This is a genomic window from Sporosarcina soli, from assembly GCF_042655805.1.
Taxonomy (GTDB): Bacteria; Bacillota; Bacilli; order Bacillales_A; family Planococcaceae; genus Sporosarcina; species Sporosarcina soli.
Map to the genome: position 1 here is coordinate 134,056 of NZ_JBHSNO010000001.1, position 17,340 is coordinate 151,395.

A 17,340-nucleotide genomic window follows, 5' to 3' on the forward strand; every position below is an offset into this window, starting at 1 on the left:
TACACTGAAAAAATACATGGAGGAACAGTCATGAACAAACCTTATGTGATTATTCACACCCATACGTCCATAGATGGCAATATCGATATGATGGATTTGCGAGAATTTGAAGATGCGAGTCGACAATATCAAGAACTTTATTTGAATGCTGAAAAACAGCAGTTTGAAGTACAGGGCTATCTAAACGGTAAAACGTCGACAGAAGACAACATTACCCATTACAAGAAACCAGAGTTGGATGAAAACGCAGCTCCTGTGCCTGAAGGGGACTATGTGGCGGATTCCGATGCTCCGATGTATTACTTGTCAATAGATCGACGTGGAGAATTGGCCTTTGAAGAGAATACATATGGCTACGGTGATGTCCCTTCTCATATTATAGAAGTTTTAACGGAGCAGGCAACAAATGCTTTCAAAGATTTTCTCAGAAAGAGATATCTTATGTCATCGCTAGTAAAGATCAAATTGATTATGAAGTGATGCTTGACAAGTTCTATAATCTTTTCAAAATCAAGCGAATGCTCGTTGTTGGGGGCGGAATCATCAGCTGGTCTTTCGTGCAAAATGGCCTGGTTGATGAAATCAGTGTCATCTTGGCTCCAATCGCTAATGGTGATCCAAATGGTCACCGATTCTTCACTGCAAAAGAACCGTATTCCAACAGTAACGACACAGCTTTCCAACTTAAATCTGTTAAAGAACTAGAATATGGAACATTGTGGATCCGCTATTCTGTAATAAAGAAGTAAAGAAAGGATCTGTTTGTTTGGAGAAACGAAACAATTTATTACTATTTATTTTAACGATAGGCGTTTTCGGAATTTTAAATACCGAAATGGGCTTCATTGGGATACTCCCCGATATTGCGGCTTATTTCGATGTGAGTGTTGCAACAGCGGGATGGTTGGTCAGTATTTTTGCCATAGGCGTTGCCATATCGGCTCCAACCATGCCGTTACTATTTTCGGGGATAAATCGAAAGAACGTGATGATCCTTGTATTGAGTGTGTTTGTTGTGGGGAACATCATCTCTATATTTACATCCAATTTCACCGTTTTATTAATTGCTCGCATCATTCCCGCCCTTTTTCATCCGGTTTATGTTTCTTTGGCATTTTCAGCGGCTGCCGATTCGGTTAGCAAAGAGGAAGCTCCCAAAGCAGTATCTAAAATTTTTATTGGTGTGTCAGCGGGGATGGTCGTCGGGGTTCCAATTGTCAGTTTTATTGCTAGTGTATCTAATTTACAAATAGCGATGGCGTTTTTCGCTGTTGTGAATATCCTTGTACTGATTGCTACATTATTATTCGTTCCATCCATGCCGGTTAAAGAAAAAATCTCCTATGGAACTCAATTAAATGTATTGAAAAAATCAATTACATGGCTGTCTATACTCATTGTCATTTTCCTGAACTCAGCTGTTTTTGGAGTTTACAGCTATCTAGCAGATTATTTACAAACCGTAACGAATATATCCCCAAGCATTACTAGCGTGATGTTATTCATTTACGGTGCAGCCAATATTATCGGTAACATTTTGGCTGGAAGGCTACTGACGATTAATCCGATTAAAACAATCGTCGCACTTCCTTTTCTATTGGGAGTTGTCTATATCGTCCAATTTTTCTTGGGACAGCTTACCTTGCCAATGGTAATGCTGATCTTATTTTGGGGAATACTTGCTGGAATTTCCGCAAACATTACTCAATATGTGCTTATCACTACAGCACCTGAAGCGCCTGACTTTGCGAACGGCTTGTATTTATCATCCGCCAATATCGGGACGACAGTGGGTACAGCTGTAGGGGGCTTATTCATCTCGGCGATGGGAACGCAATACGTTGTCCTAGTTGGAATTTTATCCGTCATATTGAGTGCGATATTTATTTTTTTTAGACACCGGAAGTATAGTTCTAAATAAAAAAACGGTGGGCAAAAAAATGGGGATTGCAAAGTAAATGTCTTCTTGAGAACTGACTTTGTCACTTTTCTTCATTATTATTTAAGCCGAAATACCTACTCTATCGAAAATACCTGCAAAATAGCATTCGGTCCGTATCTGTTTCGTAACGCATCCATCGTTACGCCAAGTTCACGATTACGCCAGTTATGCTCGTCGAATAGACTCAATTGCATGGAACGCCTGTCTTCCAACAGTGGCGCATACAAAATGCGTTATTGGAACTCGTGGAAAACCCTTAACAAGTATCATGTCAAGCGACTTAATGGATAGCAGGGGCAATTCAGAAAACGAGTAGGTGATGAACTGGAAAACTTTCAATAAAAGTTATAAGAAGGGATCTCGATTGCTCCTTTTCTTTCTGTTTAGGGAATGAAAAAAGCATCTGCACCTGAAAAAGTGTGGATGCCTTTTGTTGTGGTGGCGTGAAGAAAACTTAAGGTTTTTTTCCATCATCCATTTCTATAAGATTCTTTAATTCCGCTAGCTGCTTTTCGACTTGTTACAGTTTCTTTCCGACAGCAAAATTGTCGATGGCATTTTTGACTACCCAATGAAGTACAAATGAAGCGATGACCAGTGTGAAAATCACAACTAAAATGACCGGAGTCATGAATTCCAATCTTTGAAGTAACGTTTGTTTTTTCATTATAACAAGAAAGAACGTCAATAGAATCGGATGTTATAATTCATGGAAGCGAATCGCTTGCCTGTAGAGGTGGAATTTCATAGAATAGAACAAATGTTCTTTTGATGAGAAGGGGGAAGGGTTCATATGATCCGTGATCGCGGACGCATAAAATGGACGGCGATGATGTTGCCCGAACATCTGGAAAAGTTACGGGATTGGGTAGCGGAAGATGCATACGAAGAAAAACCCACCCTTGATGAGTGGGCATGGCAAGACATTCAACAACAGTTGGACATCGCTTATCGAACGGGCCGTGAAATCCTGATCAAAACATGGGAAAACGGGGTAATCAAGAACAGAATAGGCGTCTTGAAAAAGGTGAATAGCCAGTTAGGACTCATCGATTTGGAAGTGGGGCAGGATGTGCAAACCTTCTCACTGGACGCCGTTATTGGAATGGAAACGATGGATTTTTCGTGATGTCATCTTTAATGTGAGTGATCGTGTTCTTCCAACTGTTCCTTTGAAATGCTTAACAACATGAAGTTTTCGGTCGAGGCAGGTTGCTGGCAGCCTTCCAGTGTGTAGATGAATAGCTGTTCTCCCTCTTCCGTCAAGAGCCCTGTACATGTCATATTCGTTTTGGCAGGGTTGTCTCCTCGATCTTTGTTTTTTGTACGATCAATTTCCAAATCGAATACGGTTCCGTTGAAAGAGAGGTTGTACAAGGTGGGATTTCCCTCGGGTGTATAGTTAGTAATCCGTACGGAAGCTTTTTCTCCCGATTCAGTGCTTTCCAAAAAGTGTTCAAAGCGGGGAAAATTATAAATGGGGCCATGCATATTGATCACATCCCCGTTTTTTACGGCTTTATCACTATCATACGAACAAGCTGATAATAGAAGCACGATAAGAATCCCAAATAGATACAAGCACTTTTGCATAGAATCCCTCCAGTGATATACTTAAGGTTTCACGACTACTATATGTATCAATCAAATCACTTACCCCTTCTCGATGCACAAAAAATAATTCAACAAGCGCATTATTTCATAGAAGTGAGTTAATGTTCCGTCAAATGTCATAAACTGTTCACAGACAAATTAAGCGTATTCAAGTGTTTCTTTTGGTACGATTGAAGGAGAAAAGTGAAAAGGGGAATACTAATGGCTACTGATTTAAATCTGTTCCTCGCTTTTGGTGCGGGGTTTCTCAGTTTCATATCGCCATGTACATTGCCACTATACCCGGCATTTCTTTCGTATATTACAGGCATGTCATTGGACGATTTGAAATCGGACTCAAAGCGGATGAGCAAAAGCGGAATGTTACATACGCTATTCTTTTTAATTGGATTCTCGATTATATTTATCGTACTCGGTTTCGGCACGTCATATATAGGTAAGTTTTTTATACAGAATCAGGAAATTTTACGACAAGTTGGAGCTATTTTTATCGTCTTATTCGGGGTCATCATTGCCGGATTATTCACCCCACAATTTCTGATGAAAGAAAAAAGGCTTCAATTCAAAAACAGGCCTTCTGGTTATTTTGGATCCGTGCTCATTGGTCTTGGCTTTGCTGCAGGCTGGACGCCATGTTCAGGACCGATTATCGGAGCGATTATCGGTTTAGCTGCGGCTAATCCAGGGTCCGGCATGGCCTATATGATCGCTTATGTCCTTGGTTTTGCGATACCATTCTTCATCCTGTCGTTCTTTATTACAAGACTTGGTTGGATTCGCAAATCGAGTGGCATTATTATGAAAGTTGGCGGTTATATTATGATTGCCGTTGGGATCTTGCTGTTTTTCGATGGCATGACGTATATCATCAATTGGTTAAGCCCGCTTTTCGGGGATTTCACGGGCTTTTGACTTAATTCAGTGGGGGTCGAGCCCCAGCTGAATTAGATGAACTCAGGCTAAGGTCGCCGCGTCCTGCGGCAACGCCTGATTGACCAACATCCTGTTGGCCCAAAGCCTCCGGCGCATGTCACAGATTTTGAAGGAAGTTAATTGCGAATCGAACGGTGAAGGGTTCGATGCGCATTAATTTCTGCGTTCTTTGCAGAAATTAAGGCACCAGTCATTAGAAAGCAAATTCAAAATCTGGACGCAATTACGCCGAGGCGTAATTGATTTAGAAATTTGGAGGAATACCGATGAAACAAATTGGATCATTCAAGGAATGGCTGAAGATCATTGAGCAAAATCAAGAGTTGCTCTTGTTTGTCAAGACAGACAATTGTTCGGTCTGCGACGGGTTGTATCCGCAAGTAGAGGACTTGCATGCAATGTACCCGATTCCTTTTTACAAAGTGAATGTGGCGGAAGTGCCAGAAATTGCTGGGCAGTTATCTTTATTTACCGCACCCGTTGTCCTTTTGTTCACAAACGGAAAAGAGTATGCGCGCTTTGCCAGGTTTGTTCAAATGGAGGAGCTAAAAAGACGTTTAGGGGAACTGGTGGAACGGGGGATCAAGATTGAGCGCATTGATTGATACGATTTTTACAAAGGTGCCCCCGATATACTTGATTATCGGTTCGACGGCACTCGCCTTATTTATGGGGACGCTCGCATTGATTGTCCGGTCAAAAGCTGCAAAAAAACCAGTGACGCCGAAAAAAATCATCTTACCACCTTTGTTCATGTCGACAGGAGCATTAATGTTCATCTTTGAAGAATTCCGGGTACCGCCGCTGCAGGTGCTCGAAGCACTCATTGTCGGTATGCTTTTTTCGATCATCCTTATTAAAACAACAAACTTCCAGCACCGGGATGGAGACATCTATGTGAAGCGTTCAAAGGCTTTTCTGTTCATTTTGTTCGGGTTGCTGATTGTCCGGCTCATCGGGAAACTGATGCTTAGCAATACGATTGACGTCGGAGAGCTCGGCGGGATGTTCTGGATACTGGCTTTTGGGATGATTGTGCCCTGGCGGATCGGTATGCTTATCAAATACAATCGTCTTAAACAAGAAAAAGGTGTCTGCAACTAATTGCAGACACCTTTTTTCTTGTGTCCCTTTAGAATAGATGTTCATAGGGAGCGAGATCCACTTCCATGGAGTTTAACTTTTTACGTAGAAATTTATGGTCGCGTTTTGGCGTTGCCTGTATATATCCACGTATGATAAGATCAAAATCAATTTTCTTCGCTTTTTCTGCGAGCGCAATTTCACCGATTTTACCAGCGATTTTCTGTTTGGCAACGGGACGGAACAGTTCTGGAACAGGGGACACCAATTCGTTCAACAGAAGTTTCGCTTCGTCATTCCAAAGATGAAGGGAACTTTCTACATAATGTTCTTCCCAGTCGAGCGTAGATTTCCCGTCTGCTTTCGGAAATACTTTTAAAAATTTCCGGAACATGAAAAAGCCGCCGATTCCGAAAAGCGCGACAAGTACAATGCACCAAAAAAGGATGAACCACATAAATAAGTCTTGTTGCAATAGTCTTCACCTCTTCCATTCTATTCACCATTATAAGAGCATCCGTCAAAAAATTCACGAACAATGTATTTTTTCTTGCCAATTCGACATACAGAGGGAGAGATGAGGTCGATACTTATCGCTAAAAGTGAAATCCACTTCACAGAAACGTCAATGTTTTGCCACGGAACATGTCAGCGCTTCGCTTGTCTAGGACAATCAGTTCCGCTATGATGAACGTATCAAGAGATAGTGGAGGAAAGAGAATGCGTAAAAAATGGTTACTGCCTTTTTGCTTACTTGTCGTACTCGTTTTGAGTGCTTGTTCCCAAGGTGGTTTCAAAGCGGATCACGAATATGACATTGAGCCATTTGAATTTACGAACCAACATCATGAAAAAGTTTCGTTGGATGATTTAAAGGGGAAAGTATGGTTGGCACAGTTTGTATTCACGCAGTGTCAGGATGCTTGCCCGCCGATGATGGTCAATATGACGAATGTTGAGAAAGATCTTGCTGCCGAAGGTGTCGAAGATTATAAAATCGTGTCGTTTAGTATCGATCCGGAAACTGATACGCCGGAATTGATGCAAGAATATCTCGATCTTTTCGATGTCCAAGATCAAAGTAGATGGGAAATGCTGACAGGTTTTAAGCAGGAAAAAATCATCAAATTTGCGATGGATTCATTTAGAACGCTTGTTGCCGATGATCCACAAAACAATAATGTGATTCATGCTACATATTTCTCCCTTGTTAACCAAGATGGAAAAGTTGTGAAAACATATAACGGATATTCAGATGTCCCGTACGAGCAAATTGTGAAAGATGTCAAAGCACTTGTTAAAGCAGGTGCTTAAGTAAAGGAATACGAGAATTGACGGGGTGTAAAGATGAAACAAAAAAAACGAAAAGGATTATCCATCAAAGTAAAAGCCATGCTCCTTTTTTTGCTGATCCCCGTCGCTGTCACTGTCTTCACATTGACAGCCATTATTTGGACAAGTCTGAACGATTCTGAGTTCATCAAAAAGTCGGCGAGTACGTTGCTTGAAATCGGAGACCGCCATACGGCCATGACAATCCCTGAGGAATATATCCCCGTTTACAAAGAGGCGGCCGAGACATATGGCATTCCATGGACGCTCCTCGCAGCTCACCATCGGATTGAAACGAAGTTTTCGACAATGGATCCGCTTCTTTCTCCAGTTGGGGCAGAAGGACATATGCAGTTTATGCCATGTACATTTGTCGGATGGAGTTACCCTGGTTGCGGAGGACTTGGACAAGGGGACATTCCGGAAGAGGATAAAACGAATCCAGAAATTATTGCCAAATACGGTGGTTATGGTGTTGATGCGAATGGCGATGGAATTGCTGATCCATACAATCTGGAAGATGCCATATTTAGCGCAGCGAATTACCTTTCCCAAAGTGGTGCGGCAGATGGGGATTTGGAAAAAGCGATTTTCCATTATAACCACAGTGAAAAATATGTCCAAGACGTTCTTTATTTTTTCAACGAGTTTGAAGCATATCGTTTGAAAATAGAGCAATAGCCAGGACACGGGTTTACAAATTAGACTCCAGTATGCCAAACAAGAAAAAGCGGATAAAAAAAGATGGAACACCCAAATCGGTGTCCATCTTTTTTTGCTATGATGCTTTACGCATCGATTTTAAAATAAGGCTCACAATGAATACAAGCACAATCGCACCAATCAAGGCAGGGAAGATATAGAAATCAGAAACTCTTGGTCCCCATTGGCCTAAAAGCATTCCGCCGACCCAAGCACCGATGATTCCGGCAATGATATTACCGATGATCCCGCCCGGAATATCTTTTCCTAAAATAAGGCCTGCCAGCCAGCCGATAATCCCACCAACGATTAAAAACCAAATGAAGCTCATGTTGTTCATCTCCTTTTTAGTCATTCATGATTGCTTCCTTAGTATTTGCTATAACCGTTATGGCGATACGTTAAACATCAGATAGGTTAAAAATTACCAAAAAAGAGCTAAAAAATTAGCGGATAACTGTCGCACCAAGGGTTGCTTCAAAATGGTTCAACGCCCATATATGGCCAGCAGGATTAAAACTTGCTACACCTTTTTCGTGAATAAACAGATCAAAGCCGCGATTATAAGCATCGACGGACGTGTGGAGGATACAGATATCCGTACAGACGCCGACAAGATGTAATTCCGTAATGCCGCGCGCCCGCAATAATAATTCCAAATCGGTCCCAGCAAAGGCGCTAAAACGTGTTTTGTCCATCCAAAGGATGTCTTCTTTGCGCTCATTGTACAATTGTTGAAGGGAACCGAATAAATGTCTTCCCGCTGTCCCGCGAATATTATGAGGTGGGAATTGCTTCGTTTCAGGATGGTACGGATCGTCAAAATCATGCACATCGACCGGCATTACAACAAAATGTCCCTCATCCAAAAAAGTTTTCGTCAAATTTGTAATATACTCTTCCAAAGCGATGCCGGGTTCGCCGCAAGTGAGCGCGCCGTCTTCAGCAACGAAATCAACCGTGTAATCAATTACTAATAAAGCTTTTTTCATTGAAGATCGCTCCTTTTTTCTTGTCTTTTTCAATCATGCCATACTCTGACAAAAAAATCAGCACATTTAGAAATCACAAATTATTAAATTGGGAAAACCGACAATATGCGCAAGTGTTTGAAAATTCTTAATGAGAAATAGTTAAGTCATTACATTATCTTATGGAAGACTATAAAATTAATGTATTTTACTTATATAGAATTGTATATTATGATGGACTAGAGAAAAGATGCTCCTTTATAGCCTTTTCAGTAGTTTTCAGTCGATAGAAGGAGGAATTCAGCAATGGCAAAAAGCAATTTGCACAACAGCCGTAAATCATTCGAGCTGAACGGAAAGACGTATAACTATTACCGTCTTGCCGCCCTCGAAGATGCGGGTATCGCAAACGTTTCCAGACTGCCTTACTCAGTCAAAGTGCTACTTGAATCCGTCCTGCGCCAGCATGATGGCTATGTAATCAAAGACGATCACGTCGAAAATCTGGCAAAATGGGGAAAGGATGCGGACGCAGGTGCTGAGGTACCATTTAAACCGTCCCGTGTTATTCTTCAAGACTTCACAGGTGTCCCTGTTGTTGTCGATCTAGCATCACTTCGTTCAGCAATGGCTGAAATGGGTGGCGACCCTGACAAAATTAACCCCGAAATCCCGGTTGACCTTGTCATTGACCACTCTGTACAAGTTGACCGTTACGGAACACATGATGCATTGCAAAAAAATATGGAGCTTGAGTTCGAGCGTAATGCTGAACGTTACCAGTTCCTAAGCTGGGCACAAAAAGCTTATGATAACTATCGTGCTGTACCACCAGCAACAGGGATCGTTCACCAAGTAAACCTTGAGTATCTTGCGAACGTTGTCCATGCGATTGAAAATGAAGACGGTACATTCGAAACGTACCCGGATACGCTTGTCGGGACAGACTCCCATACAACGATGATCAACGGTATCGGTGTTCTCGGATGGGGTGTAGGTGGTATCGAAGCGGAAGCGGGTATGCTTGGTCAGCCTTCATACTTCCCGATTCCAGAAGTAATCGGTGTAAAACTTGTAGGCGATCTGCCAAACGGTACGACAGCAACGGACCTTGCGCTGAAAGTGACACAAACACTTCGTGCACATGGTGTGGTTGGTAAATTCGTCGAGTTCTTCGGACCTGGCGTTTCTAAATTACCATTAGCAGACCGTGCGACAATTGCAAACATGGCTCCAGAATATGGTGCAACTTGCGGATTCTTCCCAGTGGATGAAGAAGCGCTTGATTACATGCGCTTAACTGGCCGTGACGAAGATCATATCGCAGTGGTCAAGCAATACTTGATCGAAAACGATATGTTCTTTACAGCGGATAAAGAAGATCCAACATATACAGATGTTGTCGAAATCGACCTAACTCAAATCGTGGCAAACTTGGCTGGACCGAAACGTCCACAAGATATGATTCCTCTTACAGAAATGCAAAGCGCATTCAATGACGCAGTTGTTGCACCTGAAGGGAACCAAGGTTTCGGATTCACACCAAAAGAGCTCGAAAAGAAAGCGACAATCAATTTCGAAGATGGACGTACAGCTGATATCCAAACAGGCGACATTGCGATTGCTGCAATCACGTCTTGTACGAACACATCTAACCCTTATGTTATGTTGGGTGCTGGACTTGTTGCGAAAAAAGCTGTCGAAAAAGGTCTTACACCACCAGCTTATGTGAAAACATCACTGGCACCAGGTTCAAAAGTTGTAACAGGTTACTTGCAAGATTCCGGTCTTGATAAATACCTAGACCAAATCGGATTCACAACAGTCGGATATGGTTGTACAACTTGTATCGGTAACTCTGGTCCGCTTCTTCCTGAAATTGAAAAAGCGATCATGGATAGCGATATGCTCATGTCTTCTGTTCTTTCAGGAAACCGTAACTTTGAAGGACGTATCCACCCACTTGTAAAAGCGAACTACTTGGCTTCACCGCCATTAGTTGTGGCTTACGCTTTGGCTGGAACAGTCGATATCGATTTCGAAAAAGATCCGATCGGTAAAGACAAAGAAGGGTACGATGTATTCTTCAAAGACATCTGGCCGACATCTGAAGAAGTTCAAGATGTTGTGAAAGCAACAGTTACACCAGAATTATTCCGTAAAGAATATGCACGCGTATTCACGGAGAACGAAGCATGGAATGCCATCGAAACGACAGACGAAGCATTGTATGATTTCGATGAAAATTCAACATATATCCAAAACCCACCGTTCTTTGAAGGACTTGCAAAAGAGCCAGGCGACATCCAAGGTTTATCAGGACTTCGTGTCATCGGTAAATTTGGTGACTCCATCACAACGGACCATATTTCACCAGCGGGTGCAATCGGTAAAGATACACCAGCCGGTAAATACTTGACTGAAAAAGGCGTAAGCCCTCGTTTCTTTAACTCATACGGTTCACGTCGTGGTAACCACGAAGTCATGATGCGTGGAACATTCGCGAACATCCGTATCCGTAACCAGATTGCAAAAGGCACAGAAGGTGGTTTCACAACTTACTGGCCGACAAAAGAGATCATGCCGATCTATGATGCAGCGATGAAGTATCAAGAAAACGGTACAGGTCTTGCAATCATCACTGGTAAAGACTATGGAATGGGCTCTTCACGTGACTGGGCTGCGAAAGGTACATCCCTTCTTGGCATTAAAACAGTTATCGCAGAAAGCTACGAGCGTATTCACCGTTCAAACCTTGTCATGATGGGTGTTCTTCCACTTCAATTCATGAATGGCGAAAGCGCTGAAACGCTTGGTCTGACAGGTGAAGAGGAAATCAGTGTCAACATCGCGGAAGGTGTAAAACCACGTGATATTCTAAAAGTGACAGCGACATCTCCAGATGGAACTGTTAAAGAATTCGACGTACTAGCACGTTTTGACTCAGAAGTTGAAGTTGACTACTACCGTCACGGAGGAATCCTACAAATGGTTCTTCGCGACAAAATGAAAAATAACTAATGTTGTATACGAAAAGGTGTCCGAGTGAATCGGGCGCCTTTTTCTTGTATAATGGAAAAAGAGGTGAGAAATGTGCATATTAGCGAAAAAGAAATTGAAATCAGATATGCGGAAACCGATCAGATGGGAGTCGTGTATCATGCAAATTATTTAGTATGGATGGAAATCGGACGGACCAAACTAATTGAAGATCTCGGTTTTACATATGCCGGTTTGGAAGCGAGCGGCTACTTGTCTCCCGTAACGGATTTATCGATTCAATATAAGGCTGCGATGAGATACGGACAAAAGGCGACAGTCCGGACATGGATCGAATCACATGATAGACTGCGTACGACATACGGTTATGAAATTCTTCATGAAGATGGAAAAGTTGCGGCGACAGCCACTTCGGAACATGTCCTCGTCAAGAGAGAAAACTTCCGACCAGTCTCCTTACAGAAAGTCGATCCGGCATGGGATGCCAAGTACAGGGAGATTCGAAAGGTGAAAGACTGATATGGCGTTTGGCATACAACGGGCGGAATTGAAATCGTGGAAAAAAGCGGTCAGTGATGGCGAAATCGCTTTTTTGACTCATTACTGGCTTGATGAACGTTTTCCTGGAAGCAAAACGGTGACAAAAGCGGGTTGCGCGAATATCGACAAGCTTGTTGAATGGGGAAAACAATACGGATTAAAACCAGAATGGATCGACATGCGGAATGATTATCCTCATTTCGACTTATTTGGAAACGATGAACGAAGGATTCTGGAAAACGAAGGCTTCATCGACCAATTGGAACGATTCGGCCTAAGAACAAAAGCGTAGGGCATTGAGCCTTATGCTTTTTTATCTTTGTTCAGCGGGTGTCCAAACATCCGCTGAACAAAGATAAGGCCTCGGCGTAATTGCTATTTATCGAATTGTTTAAGCCTAAACCCCATAAACGCCCACAGCATAAGAATGAAGGGAGTCGATTGGAAAGGTGAAATGATATATGGAAACCATCTTATTTATTGAAACAACCAAATCAGGTTCAAGCAGGGAAGCACTAAGAGCTGCTGCCCGATTAGGATATCGTACAGTATTGTTAACGGAACGAATGAGTTTTATCGAGCAACAGGATGAATTCGCAGAGGTTGCGCAAATGATTCATTTGGAAGACTTGACAGAAGAACGAATTCGAATCTCGATTAGTCAACTTCAAAAGCAAAGGGATATTATCAAGACAATCATCAGTTTCGTCGATCCATTTGTATCGCTTGCCGCACAACTTGCAAATGAATATTGTGGTGCTGAAATTTCTGTTGAAGCTCTGAAAATAATGGAGGATAAAGCGGCAACAAGAAAAGAATTAAAGCAAAATAAGGCGACCCCTACTTTTGACATAATCGAGCCTACAGTCGATATGGAACAGCTGATTTATAAAGATTACAAGTATCCAATCATCGTCAAATCTGCCCTTTCTAAAGCCTCCAAGGACGTCTATGTCGTTGAAAATAAAGTGGAGATGAAAAAGATTATAAAGAAAATGATGAAGCAAGATCCTGACCAAAAAATAATACTGGAGGAATACTTAGACGGACCTCAATATTTAGTCGAGGTACTTGTACACAACGAAAAGAGTACGATTGTGGCGATTGTTCAACAAGACATCACACAAACCATCAAGTTCATTGTAACCGGTTATGCCGTCGAGCTAGATGTGGAAGGTGAATTGTATCAGAAACTTGTTCAGGCAGTTGAGTCGATCATAAAGGATCTTAACATCACGAATGCTGCTTGCCATCTTGAATGCAGATATGTAAATGGGGAATGGAAGCTCATTGAGATGAACCCTAGAATAGCGGGTGGAGCGATGAATCGAATGATAGAAGAAGCATTTTGCATTCATCTCGTTGAAGAAACCATTAAACTTTATCTTGGTATTGAACCCAATTTGACAAGAAAATATGAGAAATCCATTTACACCCATTACATAACCATTGGATCTTGCGGCTACCTTTTAAAAGTGATAGGTGAACAGAAGGCTACTGCTCAACCTGGCGTAAAAGAGGTCTATATCAAGCCCCGAAAAGGAACGATACTGATGCCTGCGCTATCAATGGGGCATCGTTACGGTTATGTAATCGCTTCTGGAGATACTCCAGAAGAAGCAAAGATAAACGCAGTGAAAGCCGCCAGTCACATCAAATTCTACTTAGAACCATTGTAGGAATTAATCTTTATCAATTACGCCTCGGCGTAATTGTGTCCAGATTTTGAATTGAGCAAAGCTCACGTCTAGTCTTCGGGCGCCAGGAGCTCGGGACATAAGTCAAAGTTGCTCTGTGGCAAAAGGCGCCACGCTGCATCTTCGCCTTATGCCTGTCGCTCCTAGGCAGGCGCCCTACGCTTTTGGAGAATTACCTCCTTTCCAAATCTGTGACATCCGCCGGAGGCTTTATCTTCGTTCAGAAGGCGTTTGAACACCCACTGAACAGGAAACAAAACCGCCACCAAGAGAGGTCGAAGTCTTTTGCTGAATGAAGATAAATCCTCTCCAAAATCTCTCCACCGGCATACACTAAAGTTATAGGATATACGAGTGATAGCTACTCAAGTGGGAAGGGGGACAAGTCGAAGTGAGTAAACAAAGTTGTATTTGTCAATCAATGAAAACATTGCTGAAGGAACAATGTATGTTAGCGGAGACGGAATTTCAATTTATTTGTTTGTCAAAAAAGGTGGATACCATTCCTTTTATGCTTTTTACTGCGCATCAAAATGATCCATTTAAGGCTTTCGGTAAATGCATGAGGACACCTTTTTTTCGATTAGAGAAGTTGGATGAGGAAATATGCTGTGCCGTTTTATCGTTACTTGAAGCCGTTGATATGGAAGGGTATCCTACTGACTCCTGTGATGATTTATTTGCGCTTCGCAAGACGGATTGCTGTATCATCATTAACTTAAAATGCTTTTGTGCCATTAGCCCCCTTCCTGTAGAGTTCGTAAACCGTCCACTTCCTATTATTGAACCAAAATGTTAATGGATGATCATCTTCCTCTTGCTTTTTTATAATTCCCTTTCCAGTTATAAACGTTTATCCGTATCAAAAGCATTGTTCATGGAATGTACTAGAGAAGGATTGTAGAAAAGACAAAAGGAGATTATTCAATGATTTTGATAGGAATGCTACATCATCGAAAAGATCCCACCACCGTTATAAAGTCTTATGCATATGCGGTGGTGGCTAAAGCAGAGGGCGCACGGTTTTTCTACTTCTCCCCCGGGGAAGTGAATTTTGTCAATCGGACAATTAGAGGACAAGTTTATGAAAATGGTAAATGGATGGCGCGAATCATGCCCTTCCCAGACGTGATATATAATGCGGGGAGTCCGGAGAAATTAGCTAAATCCAAAGAAATTATTCAAAAGTTGAAAAATGAAATCCCCTTTACCACGCATTCGATCGGGAATAAGTGGAATGTGAATGAGCGTTTGAAAGAAGCGAACGAGTTTGCCAACTATTTAATTCCGACAGAGATTGTAAAAGACACGGATCATTTCTTTAAATTTATGGCTGCGTTTGAAAAGGCAGTATTAAAACCGATTGATGGAAGAAAAGGGCAAGGAATATTTTTAATTACAAAAAAAGAAGACGCTTTTCTAGTACGGAAAGACAATACGAGTACCCATTATACAAGAGAACAGCTATATGATTTCATAAAGTCAAAGATTTCAAAAGGAACGCATATTATGCAGCCTTATATTCAATCCGTCACGAAATCAGGGCAAGTATTTGATTTCAGGCTTCATGTTCAAAAAAATGGAGAAGGCAAATGGGTGATTACCACCATCTATCCGCGTATTGCACCTCCAGGATCAATCATTGCAAATATTAACAATGGGGGATTCACCAATTATTTGGACCCATTTTTACAGCAAGAATTTAAAGAGGAAGCTTTCAATATCAGGCGGACTTTGGAATATTTTTCTTTAGCGCTTGCGAATCATTTAGATGAGCTTCAAATGATTCAATTCGGAGAGGTCATTGATGAAATCGGTGTGGATATCGGATTAGACGAGAATCATAAAATCTGGATCTATGAAGTGAATTGGCGTCCGGGTTGTCCTCCTGCATTCTATTTAGAATTGGATGTAGTTATCAATACCATTCAATATGCGATGTATTTGGCAAAGAATCAAAAAGCCATTGTAGAAAAAATAAAAGAAATCAAAGAACAAAGCCTTGGGGGACAGAAGGAAAGACCTGTTATCGCGATTACAGGAAGTGCTGGTAAAACGACAACGAAAGCATTCCTAGCCTCGATCTTAGCAAAGAAATGGAATGTATTCGAGTCGAAGGATTATTGGAATACGACCGATCATACGAAAAAGCATGCTGCAGAAATCCAAGCATCCCATGAGGCAGTTGTATTGGAGTATGGCATGGCATACCCAGGTGTGATTACAGAACATTGTAGCATCATCCAGCCGAATATTAGCATCGTGACGAATATCGGGAAGGCACATGTAGGAAATTTTGGTGGAGATGTTAAAAAAGTTGCACATGCAAAGTCTGAATTGATTCATGGAATGGACCAGGAAGGTATTTTAGTGGTCAACAAAGATGATGCAAATTCAACGTATTTAGAGACGCAAAAATTCAAAGGGAGGATCATTACGATTGGCGTAAATTCGGACGCAGACTATAGGGCCTATGATGTTCACTTTGGAGATAATGGTATGAACTTCAAGATGGAACTTCAAGGCAAGGAAATGATGTTCTTCATACCGATTTTGGGGGAGCATCACGTTTATAATGCACTCAATGCAATTGCTGTCGCTGATTATTTAGGCGTAGCGCCATTAGATATTAAACTGGGATTGCTCTTTAGAAAACCGCCGAGACGATTGACAATCTATAATTGCCGTGACAATATCACCCTTCTGGATGATACTGTACACTCCCATCCAGAAGGGGTAAGGGCGGCAATCGATGTTCTTTCCAATGTAGGAAAACACCGTAAAATCGCGATTATCGGACAAATGAGGGAGTTAGGAGATTTACGGGAGGAGGAATATCGGAAAGTCGGTGAATATGTTTACCAGCAGGAAATTGATATTTTAATCACCTATGGTTTTCGAACAGATGATATCGGCGCACAGGCAAAAGCAAAGGGATTTCCTCCTGAAAACGTTTATCATTTCACCAATAAAGACAAATTACATGATTTGTTGGCGGAGATAATTGAAAAAGATGATACCATTCTGGTCAAAGGAGCGAGTAAAACGAATATGTTTGAAACCGTAAAATTTATCGATCAAACGTTTAAATAACCAATCAAAAAACCCGGATCATGGCCACTAACAACTAGTGCGCAATGATCCGGGTTTTAACTTGATTCAGCAGAAGTCCCTCACTTCTATAAGTGGCGGAATGAATGCCAGAATGCATTTCAAACAGAGGGAGTCCAAACACCCTGTAGCTGACGCTTCGCTTTCAGTACAAAAAGATTTGCTGATTAGAGGAACTCAGGCTAAGGTCGCCACGTCCTGAAAGTGCCTTAATTTTTGCAGAAAACGCAGAAATACGGCCAATCGAACCCTACGCTGTTCGATTGGCAACGCCTGAGTGACCAACATCCTGTTGGCCCAAGCCTCCGGCGGATGTCACAGATTTTGAAAGGAGTGAATTGCGCAAGTGCAATTCAAAATCTGGACGCAAACACGCCGAGGCGTGATTGATAGTAAGAACCTTATAACTATTCTA

At 41.8% G+C, this 17,340-nt stretch carries 19 protein-coding genes; 15 read left to right on the plus strand and 4 right to left on the minus strand.

Annotated features, from left to right (window positions below; genetic code table 11):
* The first annotated feature begins 30 nt into the window (after positions 1-30).
* From ACFPRA_RS00555 to ACFPRA_RS00570, 4 genes are all read left to right on the plus strand, one after another.
* Complete coding sequence (locus tag ACFPRA_RS00555) at positions 31-480, plus strand: hypothetical protein (protein WP_381429374.1); 450 nt, start codon at positions 31-33, stop codon at positions 478-480.
* Positions 480-749 (plus strand): dihydrofolate reductase family protein, encoded by a 270-nt coding sequence (locus tag ACFPRA_RS00560; RefSeq protein ID WP_381429376.1) that lies wholly within the window; start codon positions 480-482, stop codon positions 747-749. The genes ACFPRA_RS00555 and ACFPRA_RS00560 overlap by 1 nt, the downstream gene beginning before the upstream one ends.
* A gap of 17 nt (positions 750-766) precedes the next feature.
* Positions 767-1,921 (plus strand): MFS transporter, encoded by a 1,155-nt coding sequence (locus ACFPRA_RS00565; protein WP_381429378.1) that lies wholly within the window; start codon positions 767-769, stop codon positions 1,919-1,921.
* An 814-nt stretch (positions 1,922-2,735) separates the two neighbouring features.
* Positions 2,736-3,071, plus strand: a complete 336-nt coding sequence (locus ACFPRA_RS00570; protein ID WP_381429380.1) for a YolD-like family protein — start codon at positions 2,736-2,738, stop codon at positions 3,069-3,071.
* Between the two features lie 8 nt (positions 3,072-3,079).
* Here the strand turns inward: ACFPRA_RS00570 and ACFPRA_RS00575 are convergent, their stop codons facing one another.
* Positions 3,080-3,535, minus strand: coding sequence for a DUF4362 domain-containing protein (locus ACFPRA_RS00575; RefSeq protein ID WP_381429382.1), 456 nt, complete (start codon positions 3,533-3,535; stop codon positions 3,080-3,082).
* A gap of 222 nt (positions 3,536-3,757) precedes the next feature.
* On the opposite strand from ACFPRA_RS00575, the gene ACFPRA_RS00580 reads away from it, so the two are divergent.
* The 3 genes from ACFPRA_RS00580 (at position 3,758) to ACFPRA_RS00590 (ending at position 5,593) form a co-directional block, all read left to right on the plus strand.
* The gene (locus tag ACFPRA_RS00580) at positions 3,758-4,468 is read left to right on the plus strand and encodes a cytochrome c biogenesis CcdA family protein (RefSeq protein ID WP_381429385.1); all 711 of its coding nucleotides are present in this window, start codon (positions 3,758-3,760) and stop codon (positions 4,466-4,468) included.
* 287 nt (positions 4,469-4,755) lie between these two features.
* The gene (locus ACFPRA_RS00585; protein WP_381429387.1) at positions 4,756-5,094 is read left to right on the plus strand and encodes a thioredoxin family protein; all 339 of its coding nucleotides are present in this window, start codon (positions 4,756-4,758) and stop codon (positions 5,092-5,094) included.
* Positions 5,078-5,593, plus strand: a complete 516-nt coding sequence (locus tag ACFPRA_RS00590) for a CcdC family protein (protein WP_408020213.1) — start codon at positions 5,078-5,080, stop codon at positions 5,591-5,593. Before ACFPRA_RS00585 ends, ACFPRA_RS00590 begins: the two co-directional genes overlap by 17 nt.
* Before the next feature lie 28 nt (positions 5,594-5,621).
* On the opposite strand, the gene ACFPRA_RS00595 is transcribed toward ACFPRA_RS00590, so the two are convergent.
* On the minus strand, positions 5,622-6,029 hold the full coding sequence (locus ACFPRA_RS00595) for a DUF2621 family protein (protein WP_381430525.1): 408 nt from the start codon (positions 6,027-6,029) through the stop codon (positions 5,622-5,624).
* Positions 6,030-6,292: 263 nt separating this feature from the next.
* Here ACFPRA_RS00595 and ACFPRA_RS00600 point away from each other — a divergent pair, with 263 nt between their 5' ends.
* Together ACFPRA_RS00600 and ACFPRA_RS00605 are read left to right on the plus strand one after the other, a co-directional pair.
* Positions 6,293-6,886: an SCO family protein gene (locus ACFPRA_RS00600; protein WP_381429389.1), complete on the plus strand. Its 594-nt coding sequence runs from the start codon at positions 6,293-6,295 to the stop codon at positions 6,884-6,886.
* 33 nt (positions 6,887-6,919) lie between these two features.
* On the plus strand, positions 6,920-7,585 hold the full coding sequence (locus ACFPRA_RS00605; protein WP_381429391.1) for a lytic transglycosylase domain-containing protein: 666 nt from the start codon (positions 6,920-6,922) through the stop codon (positions 7,583-7,585).
* A 97-nt stretch (positions 7,586-7,682) separates the two neighbouring features.
* Here ACFPRA_RS00605 and ACFPRA_RS00610 read toward each other — a convergent pair whose 3' ends face one another.
* Both ACFPRA_RS00610 and ACFPRA_RS00615 read right to left on the minus strand, forming a co-directional pair.
* Positions 7,683-7,937: a GlsB/YeaQ/YmgE family stress response membrane protein gene (locus ACFPRA_RS00610; RefSeq protein WP_239389209.1), complete on the minus strand. Its 255-nt coding sequence runs from the start codon at positions 7,935-7,937 to the stop codon at positions 7,683-7,685.
* A 115-nt stretch (positions 7,938-8,052) separates the two neighbouring features.
* On the minus strand, positions 8,053-8,598 hold the full coding sequence (locus ACFPRA_RS00615; RefSeq protein ID WP_381429393.1) for a cysteine hydrolase family protein: 546 nt from the start codon (positions 8,596-8,598) through the stop codon (positions 8,053-8,055).
* 285 nt (positions 8,599-8,883) lie between these two features.
* Between ACFPRA_RS00615 and acnA the strand changes: the two genes are divergently transcribed.
* From acnA to ACFPRA_RS00645, 6 genes are all read left to right on the plus strand, one after another.
* Complete coding sequence (gene acnA, locus ACFPRA_RS00620) at positions 8,884-11,598, plus strand: aconitate hydratase AcnA (RefSeq protein WP_381429395.1); 2,715 nt, start codon at positions 8,884-8,886, stop codon at positions 11,596-11,598.
* A 72-nt stretch (positions 11,599-11,670) separates the two neighbouring features.
* Positions 11,671-12,096, plus strand: coding sequence for an acyl-CoA thioesterase (locus ACFPRA_RS00625; RefSeq protein WP_381429397.1), 426 nt, complete (start codon positions 11,671-11,673; stop codon positions 12,094-12,096).
* Between the two features lies 1 nt (position 12,097).
* Positions 12,098-12,409: a hypothetical protein gene (locus ACFPRA_RS00630; protein ID WP_381429399.1), complete on the plus strand. Its 312-nt coding sequence runs from the start codon at positions 12,098-12,100 to the stop codon at positions 12,407-12,409.
* Positions 12,410-12,578: 169 nt separating this feature from the next.
* A complete protein-coding gene (locus ACFPRA_RS00635) occupies positions 12,579-13,796 on the plus strand; it encodes an ATP-grasp domain-containing protein (RefSeq protein WP_381429401.1) in 1,218 nt (405 codons plus the stop codon).
* A 409-nt stretch (positions 13,797-14,205) separates the two neighbouring features.
* Positions 14,206-14,613 (plus strand): CotY/CotZ family spore coat protein, encoded by a 408-nt coding sequence (locus tag ACFPRA_RS00640; RefSeq protein WP_381429403.1) that lies wholly within the window; start codon positions 14,206-14,208, stop codon positions 14,611-14,613.
* Positions 14,614-14,741: 128 nt separating this feature from the next.
* The gene (locus ACFPRA_RS00645; protein ID WP_381429405.1) at positions 14,742-16,907 is read left to right on the plus strand and encodes a YheC/YheD family protein; all 2,166 of its coding nucleotides are present in this window, start codon (positions 14,742-14,744) and stop codon (positions 16,905-16,907) included.
* The last annotated feature ends 433 nt before the right edge of the window (positions 16,908-17,340 follow it).

Bases quoted from the DNA above. Each gene is read 5' to 3' on its own strand.
- ACFPRA_RS00645 (WP_381429405.1), top strand. From the start codon at position 14,742: ATGATTTTGATAGGAATGCTACATCATCGAAAAGATCCCACCACCGTT.
- ACFPRA_RS00615 (WP_381429393.1), bottom strand. From the start codon at position 8,598: ATGAAAAAAGCTTTATTAGTAATTGATTACACGGTTGATTTCGTTGCT.
- ACFPRA_RS00600 (WP_381429389.1), top strand. From the start codon at position 6,293: ATGCGTAAAAAATGGTTACTGCCTTTTTGCTTACTTGTCGTACTCGTT.
- ACFPRA_RS00595 (WP_381430525.1), bottom strand. From the start codon at position 6,029: ATGTGGTTCATCCTTTTTTGGTGCATTGTACTTGTCGCGCTTTTCGGA.
- ACFPRA_RS00605 (WP_381429391.1), top strand. From the start codon at position 6,920: ATGAAACAAAAAAAACGAAAAGGATTATCCATCAAAGTAAAAGCCATG.
- ACFPRA_RS00630 (WP_381429399.1), top strand. From the start codon at position 12,098: ATGGCGTTTGGCATACAACGGGCGGAATTGAAATCGTGGAAAAAAGCG.
- ACFPRA_RS00580 (WP_381429385.1), top strand. From the start codon at position 3,758: ATGGCTACTGATTTAAATCTGTTCCTCGCTTTTGGTGCGGGGTTTCTC.
- ACFPRA_RS00560 (WP_381429376.1), top strand. From the start codon at position 480: ATGCTTGACAAGTTCTATAATCTTTTCAAAATCAAGCGAATGCTCGTT.
- ACFPRA_RS00555 (WP_381429374.1), top strand. From the start codon at position 31: ATGAACAAACCTTATGTGATTATTCACACCCATACGTCCATAGATGGC.
- ACFPRA_RS00585 (WP_381429387.1), top strand. From the start codon at position 4,756: ATGAAACAAATTGGATCATTCAAGGAATGGCTGAAGATCATTGAGCAA.
- ACFPRA_RS00610 (WP_239389209.1), bottom strand. From the start codon at position 7,937: ATGAGCTTCATTTGGTTTTTAATCGTTGGTGGGATTATCGGCTGGCTG.
- ACFPRA_RS00570 (WP_381429380.1), top strand. From the start codon at position 2,736: ATGATCCGTGATCGCGGACGCATAAAATGGACGGCGATGATGTTGCCC.
- ACFPRA_RS00635 (WP_381429401.1), top strand. From the start codon at position 12,579: ATGGAAACCATCTTATTTATTGAAACAACCAAATCAGGTTCAAGCAGG.
- ACFPRA_RS00575 (WP_381429382.1), bottom strand. From the start codon at position 3,535: ATGCAAAAGTGCTTGTATCTATTTGGGATTCTTATCGTGCTTCTATTA.
- acnA (WP_381429395.1), top strand. From the start codon at position 8,884: ATGGCAAAAAGCAATTTGCACAACAGCCGTAAATCATTCGAGCTGAAC.